Below are 26,288 nucleotides of genomic sequence, written 5' to 3'. Positions count from 1 at the left end.
AGCCGGGACCGCGATCCCCCGGCGCTTCCAGGCGGGTCGGAGGACGGATCAACTAGGCTCGACGGCGGCGTTGTCCGTCTCAGCGAGGGTTCGCACGCCGTACACACAGCGTTCCGAGGGGCGAAGCGAAACCATGGCCACTGCCACGAATATCGATGCGACCGCAGTCAACACCATCGCGTGGCTGTCCGGTTCGGAGGCGACCATCGTCGTCCCGGTCTACCAGCGCCAGTACCGGTGGGACATCGGCGCCTGCGAACAGCTTCTCGCCGACATCCGCGCCGTCGCCGACTCGGACGACCGGCACATGCACTTCATCGGATCGGTGCTCTCCTCCCTCAGCATCGATGCGGGATCCGCGGAGCTGGTGCTGATCGACGGGCAGCAGCGCATCACCACCCTCATGCTTCTGGTCGCGGCGCTGCACCACACCGTCAAGTCCGATCGGCCCGATCTGGCCGGCGACCTGGAAAGAGTCCTCGTCCGCGCGTCCGACCCGACACGGACCAAGCTGCGACCGCATCGTGCGTGGGCGGACGTGTTCGAGAGCGTCGTTCTGGACCGCCGTTCCCCCGACGACGAACAGCGGGAATCCCGCTTCGACGACAATTACGCCTTCTTCCGCAGCCAGATCAGCGCGGAGGAAGCCCCGCGGATCTGGGGCGGCCTGCAGAAGCTCGAGCACGTGGCGATCACGCTCGGCGCGGGTGCCAATGCCCAGCAGATCTTCGAAAGCCTCAACTCCACCGGCGAACCGCTGCGCGATCACGAGCTGATCCACAACTACGTCTTGATGGGGCTCTCCCACCTCGAGCAGAGCGAGATCGAAGACTCCTTCTGGGTCCCCATCGAGCAGAACACCGGTGAGTCGATCGGAAGCTTCTGGCGCCACTTCCTGGTCATGCGAACCGGACGCGAGGTGACCCTGCCCGGGGAACGTGGGGTCTATGACGCGTTCCGGCAGGAGTTCCCGCGGCTCGAGCTCGACAGCCTGCGCGTGCACGCCGCCGAGTGGAAGCAGTACTCGGAGATCTATCGCATCCTGCTCGGTCCGGCTCACGCGCCCGACCCCGACATCGCCAAGATCCTGGGCCAGCTCAACACGTTCGGGCGCGGCATGTACCCGCTCGTGATGCGCGCCTACCGTGACTATGCGCGTGGCGAGCTGGACAAGGCAGCGATGGTCGCGACCCTCGACGACATCCAATCGCTCCTGCTGCGACGAAGCATCGTGGGCGTCAGCACCGACCGACTGGTGGCGCGGCTGTGCCGCGCGCGCGAGCAGGGCCAGCGCACGCTGGAGAACGCGTTCAGCCGGATCACACCGTCGGACGAACGGGTGCGGGTGGCTCTGAAGTACAGCGACCTTCCGCATCCCGCCTACGTTTTGGCGCGTCTGGCGGACGTCGAGAGCCTTGCCGATCTTGCGGTCGACCACGTCCTGCCGCTCGCCCCCGGCGACGGCTGGAGTGGGGACGGCACCCGCACGTGGGCGGACTACAGCGAGGACGAGCAGAACAGCCACCGCGCGCTGGCCGGCACGCTGGGCAACCTCGCTCTCGTCGAGGACCCCATCGCGGAGCGGATCGCCGACCAGTCCTTCCCCGCCAAGCGGCCCGCCTACGCACGGAGCGCCATCGCCACGACCCGCGAGATCGCCGACGTCCCGGTATGGGGCACTGCGGCGATCGCCGCACGGACGGTGGAGCTCACCGACGCGATCCTCGCCGTCTGGGCGCACCCCCCGATCGTCGGCATCGACGACGATGGACTGACTCCCATCCTCGACGCACAGCGTCGGCGCGGTTGGCCCCGCGGCTGGCAGCGCGAGTTCGAATACGTGGAGTACCGCGGCGAGCACTGGGAGGTGCACGACGTCAAATACCTCTTCAACCGCGTGTTCAAACGGCTGTGGGCGGATGCACGCGCAGACGTCGTGGCCTTCAGCGCACGGCGCGGTGGGCCGATCTACACAGCGCAGGCGTGGAACGGCCACTGGGACGCGCTGGACGAGTCCCACTTCCTCTACATGGGCTGGGACTCCAAGTACATGCTCACCGCAGTACAGGGCGTGCTGGAAGAGGCCGACCTTGCTGCGGAGGTGTTCGTGAAGTACTCCTATATCGGCGCCGCGATGTAGGAGCCGCGTGCACCGGCCGTCCCGCAGGCGGTGCACGCTCTGCGTCGGGTCGGTGCGTTAACGAGAAATGGCCACCCAGCGATGGGTGGCCATTTCACGAAAGAAGTCCGGCGGTGTCCTACTCTCCCACAGGGTCCCCCCTGCAGTACCATCGGCGCTGTGAGGCTTAGCTTCCGGGTTCGGAATGTAACCGGGCGTTTCCCTCACGCTATGGCCGCCGAAACACTATTGATGTTTCAATCGTTCAAAAGCATGAATTGCTACACGAATGTAGCGGTCGCTGCGTGGACGCAGCTCATGCGGTTCTCGACCGTACATCGAGAACCACTCAGTGGACGCAAGCACCTGGAACGGTGATTATCAAGTCATCGGCTTATTAGTACCGGTCAGCTGCACGTGTTGCCACGCTTACACATCCGGCCTATCAACCCAGTAATCTGGCTGGGAGCCTCTCGCCCGAAGGCATGGAAATCTCATCTTGAGGCCGGCTTCCCGCTTAGATGCTTTCAGCGGTTATCCATCCCGAACGTAGCTAATCAGCGGTGCTCCTGGCGGAACAACTGACACACCAGAGGTTCGTCCAACCCGGTCCTCTCGTACTAGGGTCAGATCCTCTCAAATTTCCTGCGCGCGCAGCGGATAGGGACCGAACTGTCTCACGACGTTCTAAACCCAGCTCGCGTACCGCTTTAATGGGCGAACAGCCCAACCCTTGGGACCTACTCCAGCCCCAGGATGCGACGAGCCGACATCGAGGTGCCAAACCATGCCGTCGATATGGACTCTTGGGCAAGATCAGCCTGTTATCCCCGAGGTACCTTTTATCCGTTGAGCGACAGCGCTTCCACAAGCCACTGCCGGATCACTAGTCCCGACTTTCGTCCCTGCTCGACCTGTCAGTCTCACAGTCAAGCTCCCTTGTGCACTTACACTCGCCACCTGATTGCCAACCAGGTTGAGGGAACCTTTGGGCGCCTCCGTTACTCTTTAGGAGGCAACCGCCCCAGTTAAACTACCCATCAGGCACTGTCCCTGAACCGGATTACGGTTCTAAGTTAGATATCCAGAGTGACCAGAGTGGTATTTCAACAATGACTCCACATGAACTAGCGTCCACGCTTCAAAGTCTCCCACCTATCCTACACAAGCCACACCGAACACCAATACCAAACTATAGTAAAGGTCACGGGGTCTTTCCGTCCTGCTGCGCGTAACGAGCATCTTTACTCGTAATGCAATTTCGCCGAGTTCGCGGTTGAGACAGTTGGGAAGTCGTTACGCCATTCGTGCAGGTCGGAACTTACCCGACAAGGAATTTCGCTACCTTAGGATGGTTATAGTTACCACCGCCGTTTACTGGGGCTTAAATTCTCAGCTTCGCCTTGCGGCTAACCGGTCCTCTTAACCTTCCAGCACCGGGCAGGCGTCAGTCCGTATACATCGTCTTGCGACTTGGCACGGACCTGTGTTTTTAGTAAACAGTCGCTACCCACTAGTCTCTGCGGCCTCCAAACGCTTTCGGAGCAAGTCCTAATACGTCGAAGGCCCCCCTTCTCCCGAAGTTACGGGGGCATTTTGCCGAGTTCCTTAACCACGATTCTCTCGATCTCCTTGGTATTCTCTACCTGACCACCTGAGTCGGTTTGGGGTACGGGCGGCTTGAACCTCGCGTCGATGCTTTTCTTGGCAGCATAGGATCACCCACTTTTTATCCGCATCGTGTCTCAGCCTTAATGAGTGACGGATTTGCCTATCACTCGGCCTACGCACTTGCACCAGGACTACCATCGCCTGGCTTGGGCTACCTTCCTGCGTCACACCTGTTAATACGCTAACCGCCTCAGCATAGGGTCGTGTGCTAGGCCCAACGCCTCACCCCGAAGGGATCGGTCACTGGGATTCAGACACTTAGCATTACTGGATTGGTTTGGGCGGTTCTTCGCCGGTACGGGAATATCAACCCGTTGTCCATCGACTACGCCTGTCGGCCTCGCCTTAGGTCCCGACTTACCCAGGGAAGATTAGCTTGACCCTGGAACCCTTGGTCTTTCGGAGGACGTGTTTCTCACACGTCTTTCGCTACTCATGCCTGCATTCTCACTCGTGTAGCCTCCACGGCTGGTTCACACCGCCGCTTCGCTGGCCACACGACGCTCTCCTACCCATCAATACGGCTGGACCACGAAGGCCTACCAATAATATCAATGCCACAGCTTCGGTGGCGTGCTTGAGCCCCGTTACATTGTCGGCGCGGAATCACTTGACCAGTGAGCTATTACGCACTCTTTCAAGGGTGGCTGCTTCTAAGCCAACCTCCTGGTTGTCAAAGCAACTCCACATCCTTTCCCACTTAGCACGCGCTTTGGGACCTTAGATGGTGGTCTGGGTTGTTTCCCTCTCGACTATGAAGCTTATCCCCCACAGTCTCACTGCTGCGCTCTCACTTACCGGCATTCGGAGTTTGGCTGACGTCAGTAACCTTGTAGGGCCCATCGGCCATCCAGTAGCTCTACCTCCGGCAAGAAACACGCAACGCTGCACCTAAATGCATTTCGGAGAGAACCAGCTATCACGAAGTTTGATTGGCCTTTCACCCCTATCCACAGCTCATCCCCTCAGTTTTCAACCTAAGTGGGTTCGGTCCTCCACGACGTCTTACCGTCGCTTCAACCTGGCCATGGATAGATCACTTCGCTTCGGGTCTAGGACATGCGACTGAATCGCCCTATTCAGACTCGCTTTCGCTACGGCTACCCCACTCGGGTTAACCTCGCCACATATCGCTAACTCGCAGGCTCATTCTTCAAAAGGCACGCTGTCACCCCTACTAAGGAGGCTCCAACGGTTTGTAAGCAAACGGTTTCAGGTACTATTTCACTCCCCTCCCGGGGTACTTTTCACCTTTCCCTCACGGTACTTGTCCGCTATCGGTCATCTGGGAGTATTTAGGCTTATCAGGTGGTCCTGACAGATTCACACGGGATTTCTCGGGCCCCGTGCTACTTGGGATACTCTTCGCGCCAAGGGAGGCATTTCGACTACGGGGTTCACACCCTCTATGACCGGCCTTTCAATGCCGTTCGTCTATACCTTCTTGTAACGCCGGCTGCTCGGCAGAGCAGCCCGAAAAGTCCCACAACCCCGAATACGCAACTCCTGCCGGATATCACGCGTACTCGGTTTAGCCTGTTCCGGTTTCGCTCGCCACTACTAACGGAATCGCGGTTGCTTTCTCTTCCTGTGGGTACTGAGATGTTTCACTTCCCCACGTTCCCTCTACCCGCCCTATATATTCAGGCGGGAGTCACTAGGTCGGCACGCCGCCCAGCGGGGTTTCCCCATTCGGACATCCTCGGATCAAAGTGTGCTTATCCACTCCCCGAGGCTTATCGCAGATTGCTACGTCCTTCTTCGGCTCCAGATGCCAAGGCATTCACCGTTTGCTCTTAAAGACTTGAAAATCACATGAGTTCGTCTCTTCGGCCCGGACCTAAATCCGGTTTGAAATTGACTAATGATCTTTAAAAGATCATCTTGATGAAACGACCTACGCAACACACACACCAGCAAGCCGGCACATCCATCACGAAAGCCATCTCAAAGATGCTCGCGTCCACTGTGTAGTTCTCAAAGTACGGGCGGTACCCTCCCCCGCTCACCGAAACCGGCAAACCAGAAAAGGTCCTGAGTAATCGTCTGGCCCGAAAAAATCCGAGCACATCCGGTCCCTCAGGACCCAACAGCGTGCATGTGCGATCTCCACCATCCCCCACCGTTCCGGCTGCAAGCAGCGTACTGAGTGAAAAACACCTTCCTTCGCACCTCATCAAATGTTCCACCCATGAGCTACCGGTCGAGAACATACGTCCCGAATCCGGCGCCTGGACACCCCGAAGAGTGCCAGATGCTCCTTAGAAAGGAGGTGATCCAGCCGCACCTTCCGGTACGGCTACCTTGTTACGACTTAGTCCTAATTACCAATCCCACCTTCGACGGCTCCCTCCACAAGGGTTGGGCCACCGGCTTCAGGTGTTACCGACTTTCATGACTTGACGGGCGGTGTGTACAAGACCCGGGAACGTATTCACCGCAGCGTTGCTGATCTGCGATTACTAGCGACTCCGACTTCATGAGGTCGAGTTGCAGACCTCAATCCGAACTGGGACCGGCTTTTTGGGATTCGCTCCACCTTACGGTATTGCAGCCCTTTGTACCGGCCATTGTAGCATGCGTGAAGCCCAAGACATAAGGGGCATGATGATTTGACGTCATCCCCACCTTCCTCCGAGTTGACCCCGGCAGTATCCCATGAGTTCCCACCATTACGTGCTGGCAACATAGAACGAGGGTTGCGCTCGTTGCGGGACTTAACCCAACATCTCACGACACGAGCTGACGACAACCATGCACCACCTGTTTACGAGTGTCCAAAGAGTTGACCATTTCTGGCCCGTTCTCGTATATGTCAAGCCTTGGTAAGGTTCTTCGCGTTGCATCGAATTAATCCGCATGCTCCGCCGCTTGTGCGGGTCCCCGTCAATTCCTTTGAGTTTTAGCCTTGCGGCCGTACTCCCCAGGCGGGGAACTTAATGCGTTAGCTGCGTCACGGAATCCGTGGAATGGACCCCACAACTAGTTCCCAACGTTTACGGGGTGGACTACCAGGGTATCTAAGCCTGTTTGCTCCCCACCCTTTCGCTCCTCAGCGTCAGTTACGGCCCAGAGATCTGCCTTCGCCATCGGTGTTCCTCCTGATATCTGCGCATTCCACCGCTACACCAGGAATTCCAATCTCCCCTACCGCACTCTAGTCTGCCCGTACCCACTGCAGGCCCGAGGTTGAGCCTCGGGGTTTCACAGCAGACGCGACAAACCGCCTACGAGCTCTTTACGCCCAATAATTCCGGATAACGCTTGCACCCTACGTATTACCGCGGCTGCTGGCACGTAGTTAGCCGGTGCTTTTTCTGCAGGTACCGTCACTTTCGCTTCTTCCCTGCTAAAAGAGGTTTACAACCCGAAGGCCGTCGTCCCTCACGCGGCGTTGCTGCATCAGGCTTGCGCCCATTGTGCAATATTCCCCACTGCTGCCTCCCGTAGGAGTCTGGGCCGTGTCTCAGTCCCAGTGTGGCCGGTCACCCTCTCAGGCCGGCTACCCGTCGACGCCTTGGTGAGCCATTACCTCACCAACTAGCTGATAGGCCGCGAGCTCATCCCTGACCGAAGTTCTTTCCAGCTGCTGAAGATGCCTTCGCAGCTCGTATCCGGTATTAGACGCCGTTTCCAGCGCTTATCCCAGAGTCAGGGGCAGATTGCTCACGTGTTACTCACCCGTTCGCCACTGATCCAGAGAGCAAGCTCTCCTTCACCGTTCGACTTGCATGTGTTAAGCACGCCGCCAGCGTTCATCCTGAGCCAGGATCAAACTCTCCGTAAAAGAATTTTGCTGCGAACGAACCGGAATAGGTTCGACCGAGCGAGTTTGAACTGACGATCGGATGTCATTACTGACAAATCCGTTTAATCTCAAAAGAATCTCACCGGCCAGCAAAGCTGACCGCGAGGTTTTTTGGCATTTGACAAGTGCACGCTGTTGAGTTCTCAAGGATCGGATGCTCCCGCAGGTCAGCCTCTCGGCATCCCCATCAGGGCAACTTCTCTATCTTATTCCCCGCGACCCGCCTGTCAAATCCGCACAATCCAACGTTTCCGCCGGAAGCACAATCATCGACCGCGACTCACGAGAAGTCAGGTCCGCCCTGCGTTTAGGCCTTTCAGCCGGTCTCGCGGGGCAACTTGTCTAGCTTACCCCACGAAATCCCGAACCTGCACCACGGCCACCAGACTGACATCCGGGGTCTGATTCTCACTCGCAGCCGATGCCGTCGCCGTCTCGGTCGAGCTTGCTCGAGTAGCCCGGTTCGCCGGCTCGGATGGGTGCGGCACCGGCGGCGCGCACCGCGGTGCAGTTCTCGTAGTAGACGCTCACCGGTGGGGCGGGGGCCGGCTCCACGGGCGCTGGCTGCACGGGCGCCGGTGCGGGCTCGGCGGGCGCGGGTGCAGGCGCGGGAGCGGGAGCGGCGTACGCCGAGGTCGCTGCGGGTTCCTCTGGGCACCCCGCGAGGACGCGGGCGATGGCATCGTGTTCGGCTTGGGTCACCCACAGCCTGTACGTCGCCTTCACCGATACCTGCCGGGCGACGTATGCGCAGCGGAACGCCTTGTTCTTCGGCAACCAGGTCGCCGCGTCCCCGTCGGCCTTCTGCGCGTTGGACTTGCCGTCCACGGCAAGCAGATTCAGCGGATCGTTCGCGAACGTTGCGCGCTGGTCGGCAGTCAGCTGCTGGGCTCCCTTCTGCCATGCGTCCGAGAGCGCCACGACATGGTCGATCTGCACCAGTTCGGAGGTCCCTTGGCCGCGGACGAAGCTGATGCTGGTCCCCGTGAGCGGGTCCGCGAGGACACCGCTCATGACCTTGCAGACTCCGGACTTCACCACGGCGGTCAGGTCCCGAGCAAGGGTGTCGTTGCGGGTGTCGCAGCCGTTTCGGTCGACATCCAGCCAGCGCTGTCCGAACTGATCCCGGTCATACCCGGTCCGCGCCGCGCGTCCCTTCACCTCGAGCGTTGCCAGGACGGCCAGCGCGGTCCTGTCCGCCGTCGCAGACCTGTCCGAGACCGTGGCGGCATCCCCCGCGAATGCGACCAGCGTCTCATCCGGCTCCGGCGCGGCAACCGACGTGGGGGTCGGGGTCGGCGTCGCGGCCGGGATGGCCCTCGCTGCGGCGGCGGGCTCCTTGTTCTGGGGGCCGAGCACAACTGCACTGAGGCTCCCCGTGATCAGGAACCCGATCAGCACCCAGGCCCACATCGGCAGGCGTCTGTGCACCTTTCCCGGAGCAGACGCGCGCGGCGGCACCGTCACAGGACCACCTCAGCCCACGCCGACACGGCGCGTCTCTTCGAGGCGAACTTTTGGCAACGGGTCCCCATGATTTTCCCCTGTGAAAGTCAACGAGGTGAATGCTATATGCACGGCGCCGATATTGTGGCAGCGGCCACGCGCTGCGGGTTATGCAGGCGGCCGTTATACAAAGTCCGGCGACCGGGCAGAATGCGCACTTCGCCGCACCGAATGGCAAGAATGGCCGGAAACGGCTGCATTCCCGACAGTGAGCCGCATTCCACAACTGTGAACGCTCATGCCGCGGATTTCCGCGGCTCGTGGTGGGGCGGGTGGGACTTGAACCCACGATCGTCGGGTTATGAGCCCGCTGCCTTGACCAGCTTGGCCACCGCCCCTCGAGCACCGAGCCTAGCGAACCTCGGTCGCACGGACACGCGTCACACGTTCGCGGCCTCAGCGCGCCGGGCGGTGATCGTCGTCGTCGTCGTGCACCGGCGGCTCCGGCCACACCTTGGAGACCGCCTCCGTCAACCGGACGGATCCGGTGCTCGGGGGCGCGTCGCGTCCGCCGGTCGCGCTGCCGCGTTCGATCGGCAGCTCCTGGCTGTCGCTGAGCACCTGCGGATGATTGCGCGCGAGCGAGATCACCCCGTACACGGCGACCGCTCCGGCCAGCCCGAAGCCGACCAAGGCGGGCCAGGGTGCGGTGGCCGCCTCCTGCAGGATGATCAGCCCGATCAGAACGGCGACCATCGGGTCGATCACGGTGAGCCCGGCGATGACCAGGTCGGGCGGACCGGCCGAATACGCGGTCTGCACGAAGTACGCGCCGACAGCGACCGCCGCCAGCAGTGAGATCAGACACAGCAGCGTGAGCCACTCGAAGTTGCCCGCCTGCACCCGCTTGATCACGACCTTGGCCAGCGTCGCGACGAACCCGTAGATCACGCCGGACGCGACGATGTAGAACAGCGCCTGCGCGCGCTTGCGCAACCAGATCCACAGGATGCTGAACGCGACGATGACCACCAGCAGCAGCAGGAGGATCGTGACCAGCTGCTGATCAGTCACCTTCTGCTCGGTGGCCACGAACGCGGCGATCGTGACGAAGATGAGGATGCCGCCGACGCAGGCGACGATGGCACGGATCGACTTCTTCGTCGGCTTGTGCCCGCTCACGCGCGAGTTCAGCAGCGTGGTGATCACCAGCGCAAGAGCGCCGAGAGGCTGTACGACGATCAAGGGCGCCAGGGCCAGCGCGCCCAGCTGACACAGGATGGCAAGAGCCAGCATCACGGTGCCGGCCACCCACGAGGGCCGTTTCAGCAGGCTCAGCAGCTGCCGTCCGGTCAAGCCCCGGCTGCCGGAAGAACCGGTCAGGCGCTCCACCTTCGCCACACCGCGGTGCTGATACTGCGCGCCGAAGGACATGAAGACCGCGCCCAGCAGCGCAAGGGGAATGCCGAAGAGGATGGCAGGATCGCGGAAGACGCCGACCACGTTCTGGGTCACGTCTTCGAGCGACAGGGGCAGCCACAGCACCCCTCGACACTAACCGCCAAGGCCGCTCGATAGGCTTAAGGCGTGGCCGTTCTGCCGATTCGCATCATGGGTGACCCCGTACTCCATGCCCCCGCTGACGCGGTGGGCGAGATCACCGACGAGGTGAAGCAGCTCGTCGCCGACATGTTCGAGACGATGGATGCCGCCCCCGGGGTGGGGCTTGCCGCCCCGCAGGTGGGCGTGCCGTTGCGGATCTACACCTACAGCTACCAGGACGACACCGGCGCACCCTGGCGGGGCGTGCTCATCAATCCCGAACTGTGGATGACTCCGCCCGAGCCGGGGCAACCGGACCCCGAGGAGGAGTCCGAAGGCTGCCTCTCGTTCCCGGGCGAGCGGTTCCCGCTCCGTCGCTCCGAGCGGGTTCTGGTCACCGGTCTGGACCTGGACGGGGCTCCGGTCGAGATCCGCGTGGACGGGTGGCGGGCCCGCATCATGCAGCACGAGTTCGACCACCTCGACGGCATCCTGTACGTCGACCGGCTGGACGACAGCGATTGGAAGACCGTGCAGAAGATCGCCCGCAAGCGGGGCTGGGGCCGTCCGGGCGCGTCCTGGACGCCGGGCGTCGATGACATCGACGCCTGAGGGAGCGCCTCGGGAAAAAGAAGCGACCCGGGGTGGAAGCCCGGGTCGCAGGTGAGGTCCGCGTTAGATGACGCGGGATCCTCGCTCCCCGGCTTGGACTCGAACCAAGAACCTATCGGTTAACAGCCGATTGCTCTGCCAATTGAGCTACCGAGGAAGACGCCCACCGGAGCGGGCAACTCGATCAGCTTAGCAAAAGGTTGAGCATCCTCTGAACGTCATGACACGACGAGTCGGCGGTCGGCGCCGCCGCTCGGAGTCCAGAGCAGATCATCCGCGCCGCGCCCGTACGCGATCGCGTGACCGCCGCGCAGAACGAGCACCTCGGCGGCGAGCTCGCGGGCCACGTCGGCTTCGTTGGTGACGATGATCGCGGACATGCCGTAGGCCTGCCGACGCCGCAGAATCGCGTCCCTGGCCGCGCGGCGAACTTCCACATCCATGTTGGAGAACGGCTCGTCCGCGATCAGGGTGCGAGGCTGCAGCACCAGCGCGCGGGCGAAGACGACCCGCTGGCGCATCCCTGCGCTCAGCTCGTACGGGTATTTCGCCGCCGCGCCGAGCGGGAGCATCAGCTCGTCCAGAAGGGTCGCCACCCGCACAGCCAGTGCCCGCTGATTCACGCGACGGTCCCGGCTGGTGATCGGCTCGCCGATCACTTCGGCGACCGTCATGCGGGCGGGCAGCCGCGCTCCCGCCGTCTGCGGCAGGTAGCCGGTCAGGTAGGTCAGCGTCCGGTGTGCTCGTCCCGGTCGCCGCACGGCGATCCCCTCGACATGCGCACTTCCTCCGACCACCCCCAGTCCCGGCTCGTCGGCACCCGCGAGCACGGCGAGCAGACTCGACTTCCCGGATCCGGTCGGGCCCATCACCGCCAGCGTCGCACCGTGGGCGACCTCGAACGAGACACCGTCGATGACGCGCAGATCGGGCCCCCCGCGCGCCGCCCGTGCGATCGAGAGGTCATTGGTGCGGATCGCGACGTCGGCGTCTCGAGGGCGTGGCATGTGTTCATCCTGCCGTGCGGCCCGGCTCCGCGCCAGCGACGCCGTCCGCGCTGTCTGCACGGTGCTACTGGTCGGACGCGTACAACTGGCGCTCGGCATCCAGTTCGCGCAGCCGCATCCGGATCACGCGACCCTCCTGCGAGTCTGGAGCGACGCGCTGGATGGCACCCAGCAGCTCCGTCTTCTGCCGATCCACGGCTCGGCCCACCAGCCTTCGTGCCAGCGACCCGGCCGATACGGTCGCGGCCTCATCCGAGAGCGCGGGGAAGTCCGCGGTCAGCAGCTCCGCCGCGAGCGAGCGATAGGGCTCGCGCACGGCGGACACGGCATCCGCAGCCCATCCGGGCCGGCTCATGTCCGGCGCGGCGGCGACGGCCTGGCGGACCGCTTCCAGGGCAGGATGCCGGAAGGGCAGTGAGAGGGAGCGATCGAGCAGGCTCGCGTCCAGGCGGTGTCCGAACTGGAGGATGCCCATGAGGGCGTCCCGTTCGAGCGCGACCTCCGCGCTGCGCGGAAGCGAGGCGATCGTGACGCGAACCGCAGGCTCCGGCTCCCCCGGCTCCTGCCGCGCGGGCGCAGCCGGGGCGCCCTCCCCCGGTCGCTGGGACGCGCCGCGTGCGGCCCGCTCCACCGCGGCGCGCACCTCAGCCAGCTCCAGTCCCAGGCGTCGGGCCAGGACGCGCACATAGCCGGGACGAAGGGACGGGTCCCGGATCTCGGCGACGATCGGAGCCGCGGCGCGCAGGCCGCCGGCACGCCCTTCCACGGTGGACAGGTCGAAGCCGGCCAGTCGTTGGTCGATGACGAATTCGAACATCGGGACCTTGTTGTCCATCAGTGCCCGCACCGCTCCGTCGCCGCGCTGCAGCCGCAGATCGCACGGATCCAGGCCACCGGGCGCGACTGCGACGTAGGTCTGCGCGGCGAAGCGCTTCTCCTCGCCGAACGCGCGCATCGCGGCCTTCTGCCCTGCGGCGTCCGGATCGAATGTGAAGACCACCTCGCCGGAGGCGGAGTCATCCCCCATCACCCGGCGCAGGACAGTGATGTGGTCGGTGCCGAAGGAGGTGCCGCAGCTGGCGATGGCCGTGGTGACGCCGGCCAGGTGGCAGGCCATCACGTCGGTGTAACCCTCCACGACGACGACGCGGTGGTCGCGGGAGATGTCCCGTTTGGCCAGATCCAGACCGTAGAGCACGTGCGATTTGCGGTAGATCGGCGACTCCGGGGTGTTCAGGTACTTCGGTCCCTGGTCGTCGTCGTAGAGCTTGCGCGCTCCGAACCCGATCACCTGACTGGTCACGTCGCGGATCGGCCAGACCGCGCGGCCGCGGAAGCGGTCGTACACGCCGCGCTGGCCCTGGGAGACCAGGCCGGCCGCGCTGAGCTCGTCGTCGCTGAACCCGAGCTTGTGCAGGGCGTCCCGCAGGTTGGACCACCCTTTCGGGGCGTATCCCACGCCGAAGTGGGCCGCTGCTCCCGCGTCGAAGCCGCGTTCCCCGAGGAACCGCCGCGCGGTGTCGGCCTCGGCCGTGGACAACTGGGTTCGGAAGTACTCCGCGGCTGCTGCGTTCGCCGCATACAGCCGCGCGCGACCGGTGGTCTCCGGCACCGCTCCGCCGTCCTCGTAGCGCAGCGTGTAGCCGATGCGACCGGCCAGTCGTTCCACCGCTTCGGTGAACGAGACATGATCCATCGCGCGCAGGAACGAGTACACATCACCGGACTCGTTGCAGCCGAAGCAATGGTAGAAGCCCGCCTGGGCGCGCACGTTGAAGCTGGGGCTGCGTTCGTCGTGGAAGGGGCACAGACCTTTCAGCGAGCCGATCCCGGCCGGCTTGAGCGCGACCCGTTCGCCGATGATGTCCGCGATGTTGGTCCGCGCCTTGACCTCGTCGACGTCCGCCTGCAGGATCCGCCCGGCCATCAGCTCTCGACCCCGCGACCGGGGCGCGACGCCCGGGGGGCCCACACCCCCAGCGATGCGGCGTCCACCTCGCCGACGAGGCGGCCGTGCCATGCGATCGCATGCTGGTCGGTCAGGCTGGCGACCTGGTCGACGACCACGCGGCGGCGCGCGGCATCGGTCTGCGCATCACGGAAGTCCTCGGCGTACACGGCGTCCAGCTCCTCCGGTCGCTCCCAGAGCGCCGTCGCCAGCCGTTTGAGCACCCGGCGCTGCTCCTTGTACACGCTCTTGCGTCCTTCGATCGATACGACCACCGCCCCGATGATGCCCTTGAGGACGGCCATCTCGGCCTCCACCACCCGCGGCACGACGACGTGAGCACGATAGCGCGTCAGCACAGAGGTGGCGTGGGCCTCGCGGGTCGCCGTCGTCGCGGCCCGCGCGAATCGGCCGATCAGATCGGACGTGAGGTTCTTCAGTCGCGCGTGGGACGCCCGCGTCCCGTCGAAGGAGGCGATCCACTCGGGCAGGCGCATCAGCCGGTACAGGGCGTCTTCGAGCTCGTCGCGCGCGAAGTCGAAGCCGACCCAGGACTGGATCGCAGACAGCAGCGCGGCGTGCTCGGAACCGGCGGACAGGAACGCCGGGTCCAGATAGCCGTTGACGATCGCGTCCTCGAAGTCGTGCACCGAATAGGCGATGTCATCGGAGAGGTCCATGACCTCAGCCTCGATGCAGCGCACACGCCCGGGGGCGTCGGCGCGGAGCCAGCGGAAGACGTCCTCGTCGTCCGGATACACCCCGAACTTCAGCCTGCCGCCGGGATCGGGCAGCGGGTGCTCGGACGTCCAGGGATACTTGCAGGTGGCGTCCAGGCTCGCCCGGGTCAGGTTCAGACCGTGGCTGCGCCCCGCCTGGTCGATCACCTTCGGCTCCAGCCGGGTCAGGATGCGCAGCGTCTGCGCGTTGCCCTCGAACCCGCCGCAGTCTGCAGCCCAGTCGTTGAGGGCGCGTTCGCCGTTGTGGCCGAACGGCGGATGGCCGAGGTCGTGACTGAGGCAGGCGGTGTCGACGACATCGGGCGAGAGCTGCAGCGCGGTGGCCAGCTCCCGGCCCACCTGGGCGACCTCGAGCGAGTGGGTGAGCCGGTTGCGGGCGAAATCCGCGGGGCTGGCCGGGCTGAGCACCTGGGTCTTGGCCGCCAGCCGGCGAAGTGCGGCCGAATGCAGCACGCGCGCCCGGTCACGCGCGAAGTCGTCGCGGCGAGAGCGGTGGTGCTCGGTGTAGAAGCGCGCGGCGTCCGCGTCGTCATAGCCTGAGGGGCGCTCGGTGGACAGCCGCAGCGCACCATCAGCCGCCACTGGTGTCCAGTTCCGCTTCGGCCAGGGTGCAGGATGCCTCGACCCCGAGGACTCGCGAATCCAGCCAGCCGTCCGGGAGCGCCGGCCGTTTCGGGGTGCCGGAGCGACCGCGCTGGCCTTCTGCCGGAGCGCCCGGGTAGGGCGCTTCCAGATCGAGCGTCGCGAGGAGAGCGTCGATCTCCTCCAGCGTGGACGCCGTCGCCAGTGCCGCACGGGTGTCGCCCCCGACCGGGTAGCCCTTGAAATACCAGGCGACATGCTTGCGGATGTCGCGGCATCCGCGTCCCTCGTCCTCGAAGAACTCCACCAGCAGTTCCGCGTGCCGGCGGAAGGCGCGCGCGACGAACCCGAGTGTCGCATCCACCGGATCGCCGGCGGCGATCCCCGGAGCGCCGAGCGCACGGGCCAGGTCGCCGAACAGCCACGGGCGACCCAGGCATCCGCGCCCGACGACCACGCCGTCGCAGCCGGTCTCGGCCATCATGCGGACCGCGTCCTCCGCCGCCCAGATATCGCCGTTGCCCAGAACCGGCACGCTGGTCACCGCCTGCTTGAGCGCGGCGATGGCACTCCAGTCCGCCTCTCCGGAGTAGAACTCCGAGGCGGTGCGGGCGTGCAGCGCGATGGCCGCCACCCCCGCGTCCTCGGCGATCCGGCCGGCATCCAAGAAGGTGAGGTGGTCGGAGTCGATGCCCTTGCGCATCTTGATCGTCAGGGGGATCTCGCCCGCTGCGCGCGCCGCACGCGAGACGATCTCTGTGAAGAGCTCGAGTTTCCACGGCAGCGCCGCACCGCCGCCCTTGCGAGTGACTTTTGGGACGGGACACCCGAAGTTCAGGTCGATGTGGTCGGCCCGGTCTTCTGAGACGAGCACGCGCACGGCCGCTTCGACGGTGGCGGGGTCCACGCCGTACAGCTGGATGGACCGCGGCGTCTCGGATTCGTGGTGCGTGATCAGGCGCATGGTCGTGGCGTTCCGCTCGACCAGTGCACGGGAGGTGATCATCTCGGAGACGTACAGTCCGGCGCCGTACTCACGACAGAGGCGACGGAAAGCGGTGTTCGTGATGCCGGCCATCGGCGCCAGTACGACCGGCGCGTCCAGCGCGATAGGCCCGATGCGCAGGGCGGATGCGGGAGCGATGGCAGTGGTCACAGCGTCCATTCTCCCAGAACGAGGCTGGGTACCGGCCTGCGCGCTAGCCTGTGGATATGACAGAGGCGACCAAGACCGATCTGCGCAGCATCCCGTTCGACACCGCCGATGGCGGTACGGCCACTCTTGCTGACTACGGCGATCAGGTGGTGCTCATCGTGAACGTGGCATCCAAGTGCGGATTGGCCCCGCAGTACGAGCAGCTCGAGGAGCTGCAACGGACGTACGGGGACCGCGGGTTCACCGTACTCGGCTTCCCCTGCAACCAGTTCATGGGACAGGAGCCGGGCTCGATGGAGGAGATCCTCGAGTACTGTGCGACCACCTGGGGCGTCTCCTTCCCCATCCTGGACAAGGTGAAGGTCAACGGCGGCAAGGCAGCCCCGCTCTACAAGGCGCTGAAGAAGGCGGACGACGCCGAGGGCGCCAAAGGCCCGATCCTGTGGAACTTCGAGAAGTTCCTGGTCACCCCCGGCGGCGACATCCACCGGTTCCGGCCGAAGGTCAAGCCCGACGACCCGGCGATCGTCGAGCTGATCGAGTCCAACCTTCCCCGCTGAGCCCGCTGAGCCGGCTCAGGCCTGGACGGGTTCCCGGCGTTCGTCCCAGACCTGACGGACGATCTGCGCGAATGCCTCTGCGGGCTGAGCTCCGGAGACGCCGTACTTTCCGTCGATGACGAAGAACGGCACGCCGTTGATGCCGTACGCGCTCGCCCGCGCCTGGTCGGCCCGCACGGCGGGCAGATAGCGTCCGCTCTGCAGCGCCTCACGCGCTGCGTCCGCGTCCAGTCCGACGTCGGTGGCCAGCGAGACCAGCTCGTCGTCGCGACCGAGGTGGCGTCCCTCGGTGAAGTAGGCGGACATCAGCCGCTCGGCCACCTCGTGCTGCCGTCCCTGCTCCTTGGCGAAATGCAGCAGCTCGTGGGCTTTGACGGTGTTGGTGTGCTTGAGCAGATCGAAGCGGTATGCCAGTCCGGCGTCTTCTGCGACACCGGTGACCCGCGCGAGCATCTCGCGAGCCTGCTCCGGCGAGATCCCCTTGTGGCGGCAGAGATACTCCTCTTCGCCGCCCTCGAAATCGACCGGGGTGTCCGGCGAGAGCTCGAACGAGTGGAACTCGACCTGCACGTCGGGAGCATCCGCGTCACCGGATGCCTGCTCCAGCCCTTTCTCCAGATTTCGCTTCCCGATGTAGCACCAGGGGCAGGCGATGTCACTCCACACGTCGATCTTTATGGCATCCGTCATTTTGCCTGCAACCACGCCGGTCGAACGGGAATTCCCGACATCGTGCACCACGGAACGGGAGTTGTGTGACTTTGTGCAATGATGACCCCGGCGCACGTGTCCACCCGGGGAGTGCGCGGAGAACTCGGTGAGGCATCGTGCGGGTCAGGGGAACCCGTCGCGCTGATAGTGCAGCGCGACGATCACGTCGCTTGGGGGCGACGTTAGGATGGTCGATCGGCATACTCGCCGTCGGCCTGTTCGGTCTTGCCGGCGCGGCCGTGGCCAGCGGTCAGGTGGGACAGCTGCTCGGCGGCGCATCGCCGACCCCATCGCTCACGCCCAGCCCATCCGCGACGCCGACTCCGTCGGTGACGCCCACCCCGACTCCCCCTCCGGCGCCGCCCGCCCCACCTGCCCCGCCCGTGCCGGTCTCGCCCGCGGACACCGCGTGCGCCACTGCCGTCACGATGTCCATCTGGGCGCACTATGACGACGACCTCATCTTCGGCAATCCCACCCTCCAGGATGCGATCGCCGGCGGAGACTGCATCCGCTCCGTCTTCCTCACCGCATCCGACGCGGGCCGAGGCACGGACTACTCGAAGGGGCGCGAGCTGGGCATCCTGCGCGCGTACAACACGATGCGCGGACAGCAGGGGTTCTGGGCGGAGCGCCCCGTCACCCTCCTGTCCGGCGCGGTGCTGAGCCAGTGGTCGCCGGAGGATGACCCCGACATCACGGTGGCCTTCCTTCGCCTGCCGGACGGCAACGTCAGCGGCGACGGGTTCGCCTCCACCGGCTACGCCAGCCTGCCGAAGCTGCTCAGCGGCGTGCTGCCGGTGCTCGCCCCGATCTACGGCGCTCCGCCGCTGTCCTCCGAGACGCTCGTCGCCTCGCTCGCAGAGCTGGTCCTGGCCTATCACCCGGCGCACCTCCTCACGCATGTGCCTGCGGATGCGGCCATGCACGCCGCGGGAGACCACCCCGATCACGGCGCGACCGGGATATACGCCCGCGCGGCATGGCAGCGCGCGGGGTTTCCCGCCGGCGAGGTCCGCTACGCCGTGGGCTACCCCTCCGAGTCGTTCACGATCAACGTCACCGGCGACACGCTGATCCGCAAGATCGACGCGTTCCGGGTCTACGCCGCGCAGGACTCCGTCGTGACGTGCGCGACGGATGCCGCGTGCCTGGCCATGCCCCGTTTCGGCGCGTGGCTGCAGCGCAGCTACCTGGCGACGGATGCTGAGCTGTTCCCCGCCGGATGAGCTGCACCCCCGGTGCGCCGCACACACCGGGCCCGACGAACCGTGTGGGATGATCGAAGACGTCCCCGAGGGGATGCGCACACACAGCAGCTTCGGGAACGGTGGCCATGGCCCGGTTCACACGCACGGTCGCCCTGCGGGTGCGGTCCATCCGCACGTTCGCGGTCGCAGCTGCCGTCATCGGCGTCCTCGCACTCGGCGGCTGCACCACCGGCGCGGTCCCGGGGTTCGACGGAATCGAACCCGAGCAGACCGCCGCCGCGGCGCCCCCGCCTCCTCCCTCTTCCCCTTCCTCTTCCCCTTCCTCTTCCCCTTCCCCCGACCCTTCCCCCGACGAGACCGCGCCGCCCACCGCGGTGCCGACGCCACCACCCTGCACCGCGACGACGATGTCGGTGTGGGCTCACCCCGATGACGACCTGCTCTTCCTCCAGACCGTGATCGGCGCCGACATCGCGGCGGGAAACTGCGTGCGGACGGTGTTCCTGACCTCGGGTGATGCCGGCCGCGGAGCCGACTACTCGAACGGCAGGGAAGCCGGCCTCATGCGCGCCTACGACGTCATGCGCGGCGCGAGCACCCCGTGGGCTGCCCAGTCGGTGACGCTGTCCACCGGTGCGCAGACGACCGTGTGGCAGCCCGCGGACGACCCGCGCCTGTCCATCGTCTTCTTCCACCTGCCGGACGGAAACCTCTACGGACAGGGCTACCCCGCCACCGGCGAGCTCAGCCTCGCCAAACTCGCCGCCGACAAGATCCTGACGATCCCCAGCGTCGGCGGCGCGTACCAGCTCAGCTGGGGTCAGATCGTCGACTCGCTGCGCGAACTGGTCGGACAGTTCGCGCCGACCACGCTCCACACGCATGTTCCCGGAAGTGCGCAGCGATGGGCCAAGGGCGATCACGCCGACCATGCCATCACCGGCATCCTGGGTCGGGCGGCGTGGCAGGCGGCCGGTTTGCCGGAGAGCCTGGTCAGGTACGCGGTGGGGTACCAGACGGTGGAGTACCCGCCGAACCTGGCCGGTCCGCTTCTGGAGAGCAAGATCGCCGCGTTCCGCGCCTACGCGGCCGGGGACTCGGTGGTGATCGGGTGTCATGACGACGCGAGCTGCCTCGCGCTTCCCCGGTTCGGCGACTGGCTCCAGCGCGAGTACACGCGGACCGAAGCCGAATTGTGGCAGTGACCGCTGCTCAGAGCGCGGGGATCTCCGGGGTGTCCACGGCTCCGCCGAAACGGCGATCACGATTCACGTACAGACCGATCGCGTTCCACAGCTCCGTGCGGGTGAAATCCGGCCACAGTGTGTCCAGGAAGACGAACTCGGCGTAGGCGGACTCCCAGAGCAGGAAGTTCGAGGTCCGCTGCTCTCCGCTGGAGCGCACGAACAGGTCCACGTCGGGCATGTCGGGCTGGTAGAGCCGCTTCTGGACGAGCTTCTCGGTGACCGCCGAGGGACGCAGGCGCCCCGCGGCGATGTCCTCCCCGATCGAACGCATCGCGTCGACGATCTCCACCCGGCCGCCGTAGTTGACGCACATCGTGAGGGTCAGCACGTCGTTGCCCGCGGTGAGGCGCTCGGCGTACTGCAGTTCCTTGATGACCGATCCCCACAGCCGGGGTTTGCGCCCCGACCAGCGCACCCGCACGCCCCATTCGTTCAGCTGATCCCTGCGCCGGTGCAGGACATCGCGGTTGAATCCCATCAGGAACCGGACCTCCTCCGGCGAGCGGCTCCAGTTCTCGGTCGAGAAGGCGTACACGCTGAGGTGTCGCACCCCGGCCTGAATGGCTCCGGCGACGACATCCAGCAGCGCCGCCTCGCCCGCGCGGTGCCCTTCGATGCGGGTCTGACCTCGGCGGTTCGCCCACCGGCCGTTGCCGTCCATGACGATCGCGACGTGCGCGGGAACCTTTCCCTGCGGGAACGTCGGCGGATACAGTCCGGTCCAGTCGACGCTCTTGTAGGGGACGGCGTCGCGATGGGTGAACGGCTTCGGGCTCACGTGGCAGCCTCGACGTGCTGCAGCGACCGGATGCCGCGCTCCAGGTGCCACTGCGCGTACGCCGCGATCAGACCGGACGCCGATCCGCGGGTGGGGGCGGATGCCGCGTCCACCACGGCCCACTCCCCCTCCATCAGCGCCACCAGCAGAGCGGCGGTGGGCAGATCCACGCGGGCGGCGCCGACGGGCGCGCAGTCGCGGCACACCATCCCGCCGAGCTGCGCGACGAAGGTGTCGTGCGGGCCGGCTGCGCCGCATCGCGCGCAGTCGGCGAGGCCGGGCGCCCATCCGGAGAGCGCCATGGCGCGCAGCAGATAGGAGTCCAGGATGCTGCGGGGAACGTGCTCGCCGCGCGCGAGCGCGCGGAGGCCCCCGACGAGCAGGAGGTACTGCTGCGCAGTGGCTTCCGCCTCGTTGAGCCGGTCGGCCGCTTCCACCATCGCGTTCGCGGACGTGTACCGGTCGTAATGCACCGCGATCTCGGCACCGTACGAGCCGAGGGATTCCGCCTGCTGCACGATGTCCAGCGATCGGCCTTCATACAGCAGCACGTCGGCCACCATGAACGGCTCCAGACGGGCGCCGAACCGCGAGGAGGTGCGTCGCACCCCCTTGGCCACGGCACGGAGCTTGCCGTGCCGGCGGCTGAGCATGGTCAGGATGCGATCCGCTTCACCCAGCTTGTGGGTGCGCAGGATCACGACCTCGTCGCGGAAGGTGGGCACCCCCCAATTATGGTCGCCACCGCCCTGCCCGCGGTGCGCCGAGCCGCGGTCTGACGGCGGGGCGTGTGGGCTGTTGCGGGGATCATCCCAGAATGGAGGCATGAAAGAGCAGGTGTTCACGATCCCGCTGTGGGCCGACCTCCTGGCGGTGGGGCTCGGTGGGATCCAGGGCGCCCTGTTCGCCTCGGGATTCCGGGGTCAGCAGCGCCTGGATCTGCTGGGTGTGGCGATCATCGGCATCGTAGTCGGCATGGGCGGCGGGCTGATCCGCGACCTGCTGCTGAACGAGCCGCCGACCACGCTGCAGAGCAACTGGTACCTGCTCACCGCGATCGCGGCCGCGCTGTTTGGAATGCTGCTGGCCGGTCCGCTGAGCAAGCTCAACGGGATCATCGTCGGGATGGATGCCGTGGTGATCGGCCTGTTCGGCGCGTTCGGGACCAGCAAGGCCCTGGCGATGGGACTGCCGCTGGTGCCCGCCGTCTTCGTCGGCGTGTGCTCCGCCGTCGGCGGCGGAATCCTCCGTGACGTGTTCATGGGGATTCCGGTGGCGATCATGCACGTCGGCTCGCTGTACGCCGTCGCCGCAGCCACCGGATGCTTCCTGCTGGCGGGTCTGGAGGCCCTCGGGGTGCCGCTGGCGATCGCCGCCACCGCCGGGGTGTCCCTGACCGCCGTGATCCGGTTGCTGGCCGTGGTGTTCGACCTGTCGCTGCCCGAGCAGCGCATGCTCTACCGCCGCAAAGTCGCCTCCGAGACCGGTGCCATGCCGATCATCAAGCGTCGCCGTTCCGCCTGATCGGCCGACGCGCGCCGGCTGCGACGCTAGACGCTCGCCAGCTGCGCCGAGGCTTCGCGGGTGCGGATCGCGCGATTCACGCAGGACACGATCGCCTTCAGCGATGCCGTGGAGATGTCGCCGTCGATGCCGACGCCCCAGAGGCGCTCGCCTTCGACCTGCAGCTCGACGTAGGCCGCGGCCTGCGCGTCTCCGCCCGCGCTGAGCGTGTGCTCGACGTAGTCGTACAGCGAGACGTCGAAGCCGCGTTCGCGCAGGATCTCCAGGAACGCCGCGATCGGCCCGTTTCCGTGGCCCGAGGCTTCGACGCGGTCCTCGCCGTCGCGCAGCGAGACCTCCAGGGTGACGTCGCCGGCCAGATCGCTCTGCGTGCGCGTGGAGTGCAGTTCGAACCGTCCCCAACGATCTTCGGCCACGGCGGACGGCAGGTACTCGTCGGTGAAGATGCGCCAGATCTGATCGCTGGTGACTTCTCCGCCGTCGGCGTCCGTCTTGGCCTGCACGACGCCGGAGAACTCGATCTGCAGTCTGCGCGGCAGGTCCAGAGCGTGGTCGCTCTTGAGCAGATACGCCACGCCGCCCTTGCCGGACTGTGAGTTCACCCGGATGACGGCCTCGTACGAGCGCCCCAGGTCCTTCGGGTCGATCGGCAGGTACGGAACGGCCCATTCCAGCTCGTCGACCGAGACCCCTTCTGCGACGGCCTGTGCGGCCATCGCTTCGAATCCCTTCTTGATCGCGTCCTGGTGGGAGCCGCTGAAGGCGGTGAAGACCAGGTCGCCGGCCCAGGGGCTGCGCTCGTGCACGGGCAGCTGGTTGCAGTACTCGGCGGTGCGCTTGACCTGGTCGATGTCGCTGAAGTCGATCTGCGGATCGATGCCCTGCGTCAGCATGTTGATGCCCAGGGCGACCAGATCGACGTTGCCGGTGCGCTCGCCGTTGCCGAACAGGCACCCTTCGATGCGGTCGGCGCCGGCCATGTAGCCCAGCTCGGCGGCGGCGATGGCCGTGCCGCGGTCGTTGTGCGGGTGCAGGGAGAGGATCACATTCTCGCGATGTGCGAGGTGACGGCTCATCCACTCGATGGAGTCGGCGTACACGTTCGGCGTCGCCATCTCGACGGTCGCCGGCAGATTAACGATGACCTTCCGCTCAGGCGTCGGCTCGAAGATCTCGATGACCTGGTTGCAGACGTCGACGGCGAATTCGAGCTCGGTGCCGGTGTAGCTCTCGGGCGAGTACTCGTAGTACACCGTGGTCTCGGGGATGCGCTGCTCGAACTGCCGACACAGGCGCGCGCCCTCCAGCGCGATGTCGATGACACCCTGCTTGTCGGTGCGGAACACGACGTCGCGCTGCAGAACGCTGGTGGAGTTGTAGAGGTGCACGATCGCCTGCTTCGCGCCGGCGATCGACTCGTAGGTGCGCTCGATCAGGTGTTCGCGCGCCTGCGTCAGCACCTGGATCGTGACGTCATCGGGAATGACGTCCTCTTCGATGAGGTGGCGGACGAAGTCGAAGTCGGTCTGGCTGGCAGACGGGAACCCGACTTCGATCTCCTTGTATCCCATGCTCACCAGAAGATCGAACATGATCCGCTTGCGCTCGGGGCTCATCGGGTCGATGAGCGCCTGGTTGCCGTCGCGCAGGTCGACCGCGCACCAGCGCGGTGCGGTCGTGATGCGGGCGCCAGGCCACGTGCGGTCGGGCAGGTGCACCGCGATCTGCTCGTGGTAGGGCCGGTACTTGTGGATCGGCATGCCGGAAGGCTTCTGGTTGTTGTCCATGTCGTCGCTTGCTCTCTCGTCAGATGAGGGGGGCCAACACCAAGCTCCGCGACGAGGAGGGCCCTAGATCGAGGACTCGTCGCGGCGGCTAAGAAGGAGCCGGCCGAAGCGCATTCCTCAACGATACACCGCCGCGAGAGCAGGTTGCGAAGGGGCATGTATCAGAGCCTCCGGAAGCGGGCTCTGAGTCATCAAATGCCGCCGCCCGGCGCACGGCTCGAACAGCCGCGCCTCCCGGTCCGGCCGGTGACTTCCTTCCCTACCTATGCCAGGAGGCAACCGTGTCCATGTTCCATTCCAACACCGAGAGACGCGTCGCGACTGCGGTCGCGCTGGTCGCCGCCGGCGGCCTCGCGCTCTCCGCGTGCATGGCGACTCCCGCCGCCGCCGACCCCGAGAAGTCCCCCGCCGTGGGCTTCGATGACCTGCAGTCCGCGACCGTCTACATCAAGGGCCAGGGCACCTTCATCGACCCCGGCACGCTGGATCCGGCCGAGGGCCGCTGGATCGGGTCCGGGTTCATCGTCAGCGCGGACGGCCTCGTCATGACCAACAACCACGTCGTGACCGGCGCCGGGACACTCAACGTCTACATCGGCGGAGACGAGAAGAAGGAGGTGCGTGCCAAGGTGCTCGGCGCCTCGGAGTGTCTGGACCTCGCCGTGCTGCAGCTCACCGGCGGCGACTACCCGCACCTCGACTGGCACGACGGCGACATCGAGACGGGCCTCGACGTCTACTCGGCCGGCTACCCGTTGGGCGTCGCCGAGGAGTACACGCTGACCCGCGGCATCGTGTCCAAGCAGGACTTCCCGCTCGACACGCAGTGGGCGTCCCTCGACCACGTCATCGAGCACGACGCGCGGATCCGCGGCGGCAACTCGGGCGGCCCGCTCGTCGATGAGGAGGGGCGCCTGGTCGGCGTCAACTACGCCGGCGACGACAGCCTGGACTACAACTTCGCCATCCACCGCGATGAGGCGCAGGCGGCCATCGAGTCGCTCGCGGCCGGTGAGGCGGTCGACTCGCTCGGCATCAACGCCAAGGGCTGGGTCAGCGAGGACGGCTCGATCGCCGGCATCTGGGTGTCGTCGGTGGATGCCGGCGGCCCGGCCGACCGCGCCGGCGTCGAGCCCGGCGACCTGGTGTACAAGCTCGCCGGCGTGAGCGTCGGCGTGGACGGCACCCTCGCCGACTACTGCCAGGTGTTGCGCACGCAGGGCTCGGACGCGACGATCGACCTGCAGATCTACCGCCCCGCCACCGACCAGCTGCTGGACGGCCAGGTCAACGGCAAGGAGGTGACGGTCACCGCCTCGAACGTCTTCGGCGGCACGGCGGCCGACACCGGCGGGTTCACCACCGTGACCGACGACTCGCGCGTCCTGAGCGTCTCGGTGCCGAGTGACTGGTCGCAGATCGACGGCGAGGGCTTCTCGGCCGAGGACGGCACGCAGTGGAATTCGTTGTCGGCGGCGCCCGACCTGGCGGCGTTCTGGTCCGGCTACACCGCACCGGGCATGCAGCTGGTCGCCTCTCAGGGCACCGGCCAGTCCGCGCAGACCATGCTCGACACGATGTCGGCGACCTTCCAGGGCAGCTGCACCTCGGTCTCGGCGGCGCAGTCGTACGACGACGGCTGGTACGCGGGTGTCTACAGCGAGTTCCAGTGCGGCTCGACGACGGCCGTGGTGATCTCGACGCTGGACGAGGCGAGCAACCACGTGGTGGTGATCGTCCAGCTCGCGTCCGATTACGAGAAGCAGTCCGCGCTCCCCGAGATCCTGGCGACGTTCCAGGCCTCGCTCTGATCAGGTGAGACGATGCGGGTCATGCCGA

17 protein-coding genes, 2 tRNA genes and 3 rRNA genes are annotated in these 26,288 nt (G+C 65.7%); 7 read left to right on the top strand and 15 right to left on the bottom strand.

What is annotated here, in order from left to right; translation table 11 throughout:
- The first annotated feature begins 133 nt into the window (after positions 1 to 133).
- A complete protein-coding gene (locus QNO12_RS07890; protein ID WP_257503883.1) occupies positions 134 to 2,140 on the top strand; it encodes a DUF262 domain-containing protein in 2,007 nt (668 codons plus the stop codon).
- A gap of 105 nt (positions 2,141 to 2,245) precedes the next feature.
- Here the strand turns inward: QNO12_RS07890 and rrf are convergent.
- From rrf to QNO12_RS07860, 6 genes are all read right to left on the bottom strand, one after another.
- Positions 2,246 to 2,362: ribosomal RNA gene (gene rrf, locus QNO12_RS07885) — 5S ribosomal RNA — on the bottom strand.
- Positions 2,363 to 2,496: 134 nt separating this feature from the next.
- Positions 2,497 to 5,600, bottom strand: a 23S ribosomal RNA gene (locus QNO12_RS07880).
- A gap of 455 nt (positions 5,601 to 6,055) precedes the next feature.
- A 16S ribosomal RNA gene (locus QNO12_RS07875) occupies positions 6,056 to 7,577 on the bottom strand.
- Together the 16S, 23S and 5S rRNA genes form the textbook arrangement of a ribosomal RNA operon.
- 429 nt (positions 7,578 to 8,006) lie before the next feature.
- Positions 8,007 to 9,065: a GmrSD restriction endonuclease domain-containing protein gene (locus tag QNO12_RS07870; protein ID WP_257502221.1), complete on the bottom strand. Its 1,059-nt coding sequence runs from the start codon at positions 9,063 to 9,065 to the stop codon at positions 8,007 to 8,009.
- 300 nt (positions 9,066 to 9,365) lie between these two features.
- A tRNA-Ile gene (locus QNO12_RS07865) sits at positions 9,366 to 9,442 on the bottom strand.
- A gap of 58 nt (positions 9,443 to 9,500) precedes the next feature.
- Positions 9,501 to 10,589: a DMT family transporter gene (locus tag QNO12_RS07860; protein ID WP_374761024.1), complete on the bottom strand. Its 1,089-nt coding sequence runs from the start codon at positions 10,587 to 10,589 to the stop codon at positions 9,501 to 9,503.
- Positions 10,590 to 10,631: 42 nt separating this feature from the next.
- Here QNO12_RS07860 and def point away from each other — a divergent pair, with 42 nt between their 5' ends.
- Positions 10,632 to 11,198 carry a peptide deformylase gene (gene def / locus QNO12_RS07855; RefSeq protein ID WP_257502220.1) on the top strand — a complete coding sequence of 189 codons (567 nt, stop codon included), beginning with the start codon at positions 10,632 to 10,634 and terminating at the stop codon, positions 11,196 to 11,198.
- A gap of 84 nt (positions 11,199 to 11,282) precedes the next feature.
- Here the strand turns inward: def and QNO12_RS07850 are convergent.
- The 5 genes from QNO12_RS07850 to dusB all read right to left on the bottom strand — a co-directional run bounded on the left by QNO12_RS07850 (position 11,283) and on the right by dusB (position 16,640).
- Positions 11,283 to 11,355 (bottom strand) — tRNA-Asn (locus QNO12_RS07850).
- Positions 11,356 to 11,416: 61 nt separating this feature from the next.
- Positions 11,417 to 12,205, bottom strand: a complete 789-nt coding sequence (locus QNO12_RS07845; RefSeq protein WP_257502219.1) for an ATP-binding cassette domain-containing protein — start codon at positions 12,203 to 12,205, stop codon at positions 11,417 to 11,419.
- 64 nt (positions 12,206 to 12,269) lie between these two features.
- Positions 12,270 to 14,132, bottom strand: coding sequence for a DNA primase (gene dnaG, locus QNO12_RS07840; protein WP_257502218.1), 1,863 nt, complete (start codon positions 14,130 to 14,132; stop codon positions 12,270 to 12,272).
- The gene (locus QNO12_RS07835) at positions 14,132 to 15,475 is read right to left on the bottom strand and encodes a deoxyguanosinetriphosphate triphosphohydrolase (RefSeq protein WP_257502217.1); all 1,344 of its coding nucleotides are present in this window, start codon (positions 15,473 to 15,475) and stop codon (positions 14,132 to 14,134) included. The genes dnaG and QNO12_RS07835 overlap by 1 nt, the downstream gene beginning before the upstream one ends.
- A complete protein-coding gene (gene dusB / locus QNO12_RS07830; protein ID WP_257502216.1) occupies positions 15,465 to 16,640 on the bottom strand; it encodes a tRNA dihydrouridine synthase DusB in 1,176 nt (391 codons plus the stop codon). The genes QNO12_RS07835 and dusB overlap by 11 nt, the downstream gene beginning before the upstream one ends.
- Before the next feature lie 47 nt (positions 16,641 to 16,687).
- Between dusB and QNO12_RS07825 the strand changes: the two genes are divergently transcribed.
- Complete coding sequence (locus QNO12_RS07825) at positions 16,688 to 17,191, top strand: glutathione peroxidase (RefSeq protein ID WP_257502215.1); 504 nt, start codon at positions 16,688 to 16,690, stop codon at positions 17,189 to 17,191.
- 15 nt (positions 17,192 to 17,206) lie between these two features.
- Here the strand turns inward: QNO12_RS07825 and QNO12_RS07820 are convergent, their stop codons facing one another.
- Positions 17,207 to 17,881, bottom strand: coding sequence for a DsbA family oxidoreductase (locus QNO12_RS07820; protein WP_257502214.1), 675 nt, complete (start codon positions 17,879 to 17,881; stop codon positions 17,207 to 17,209).
- Between the two features lie 191 nt (positions 17,882 to 18,072).
- Between QNO12_RS07820 and QNO12_RS07815 the strand changes: the two genes are divergently transcribed.
- Complete coding sequence (locus QNO12_RS07815) at positions 18,073 to 19,131, top strand: PIG-L deacetylase family protein (protein ID WP_257502213.1); 1,059 nt, start codon at positions 18,073 to 18,075, stop codon at positions 19,129 to 19,131.
- 107 nt (positions 19,132 to 19,238) lie between these two features.
- A complete protein-coding gene (locus QNO12_RS07810) occupies positions 19,239 to 20,318 on the top strand; it encodes a PIG-L family deacetylase (protein WP_257502212.1) in 1,080 nt (359 codons plus the stop codon).
- Positions 20,319 to 20,325: 7 nt separating this feature from the next.
- Here QNO12_RS07810 and QNO12_RS07805 read toward each other — a convergent pair whose 3' ends face one another.
- Positions 20,326 to 21,138 (bottom strand): isoprenyl transferase, encoded by an 813-nt coding sequence (locus QNO12_RS07805; protein ID WP_257502211.1) that lies wholly within the window; start codon positions 21,136 to 21,138, stop codon positions 20,326 to 20,328.
- The gene (recO, locus tag QNO12_RS07800) at positions 21,135 to 21,863 is read right to left on the bottom strand and encodes a DNA repair protein RecO (RefSeq protein WP_257502210.1); all 729 of its coding nucleotides are present in this window, start codon (positions 21,861 to 21,863) and stop codon (positions 21,135 to 21,137) included. Before recO ends, QNO12_RS07805 begins: the two co-directional genes overlap by 4 nt.
- 100 nt (positions 21,864 to 21,963) lie before the next feature.
- Here recO and QNO12_RS07795 point away from each other — a divergent pair, with 100 nt between their 5' ends.
- Positions 21,964 to 22,662 carry a trimeric intracellular cation channel family protein gene (locus QNO12_RS07795; RefSeq protein WP_257502209.1) on the top strand — a complete coding sequence of 233 codons (699 nt, stop codon included), beginning with the start codon at positions 21,964 to 21,966 and terminating at the stop codon, positions 22,660 to 22,662.
- Positions 22,663 to 22,688: 26 nt separating this feature from the next.
- Here QNO12_RS07795 and leuA read toward each other — a convergent pair whose 3' ends face one another.
- Complete coding sequence (leuA, locus tag QNO12_RS07790) at positions 22,689 to 24,449, bottom strand: 2-isopropylmalate synthase (protein WP_257502208.1); 1,761 nt, start codon at positions 24,447 to 24,449, stop codon at positions 22,689 to 22,691.
- Between the two features lie 287 nt (positions 24,450 to 24,736).
- Here leuA and QNO12_RS07785 point away from each other — a divergent pair, with 287 nt between their 5' ends.
- Positions 24,737 to 26,260 carry a S1C family serine protease gene (locus QNO12_RS07785; protein ID WP_257502234.1) on the top strand — a complete coding sequence of 508 codons (1,524 nt, stop codon included), beginning with the start codon at positions 24,737 to 24,739 and terminating at the stop codon, positions 26,258 to 26,260.
- Positions 26,261 to 26,288: the final 28 nt, after the last annotated feature.

This window comes from Microbacterium sp. zg-B185 (assembly GCF_030246885.1).
Lineage (GTDB): Bacteria > Actinomycetota > Actinomycetes > Actinomycetales > Microbacteriaceae > Microbacterium.
This window is presented reverse-complemented; position numbering and strand designations above follow the sequence as displayed.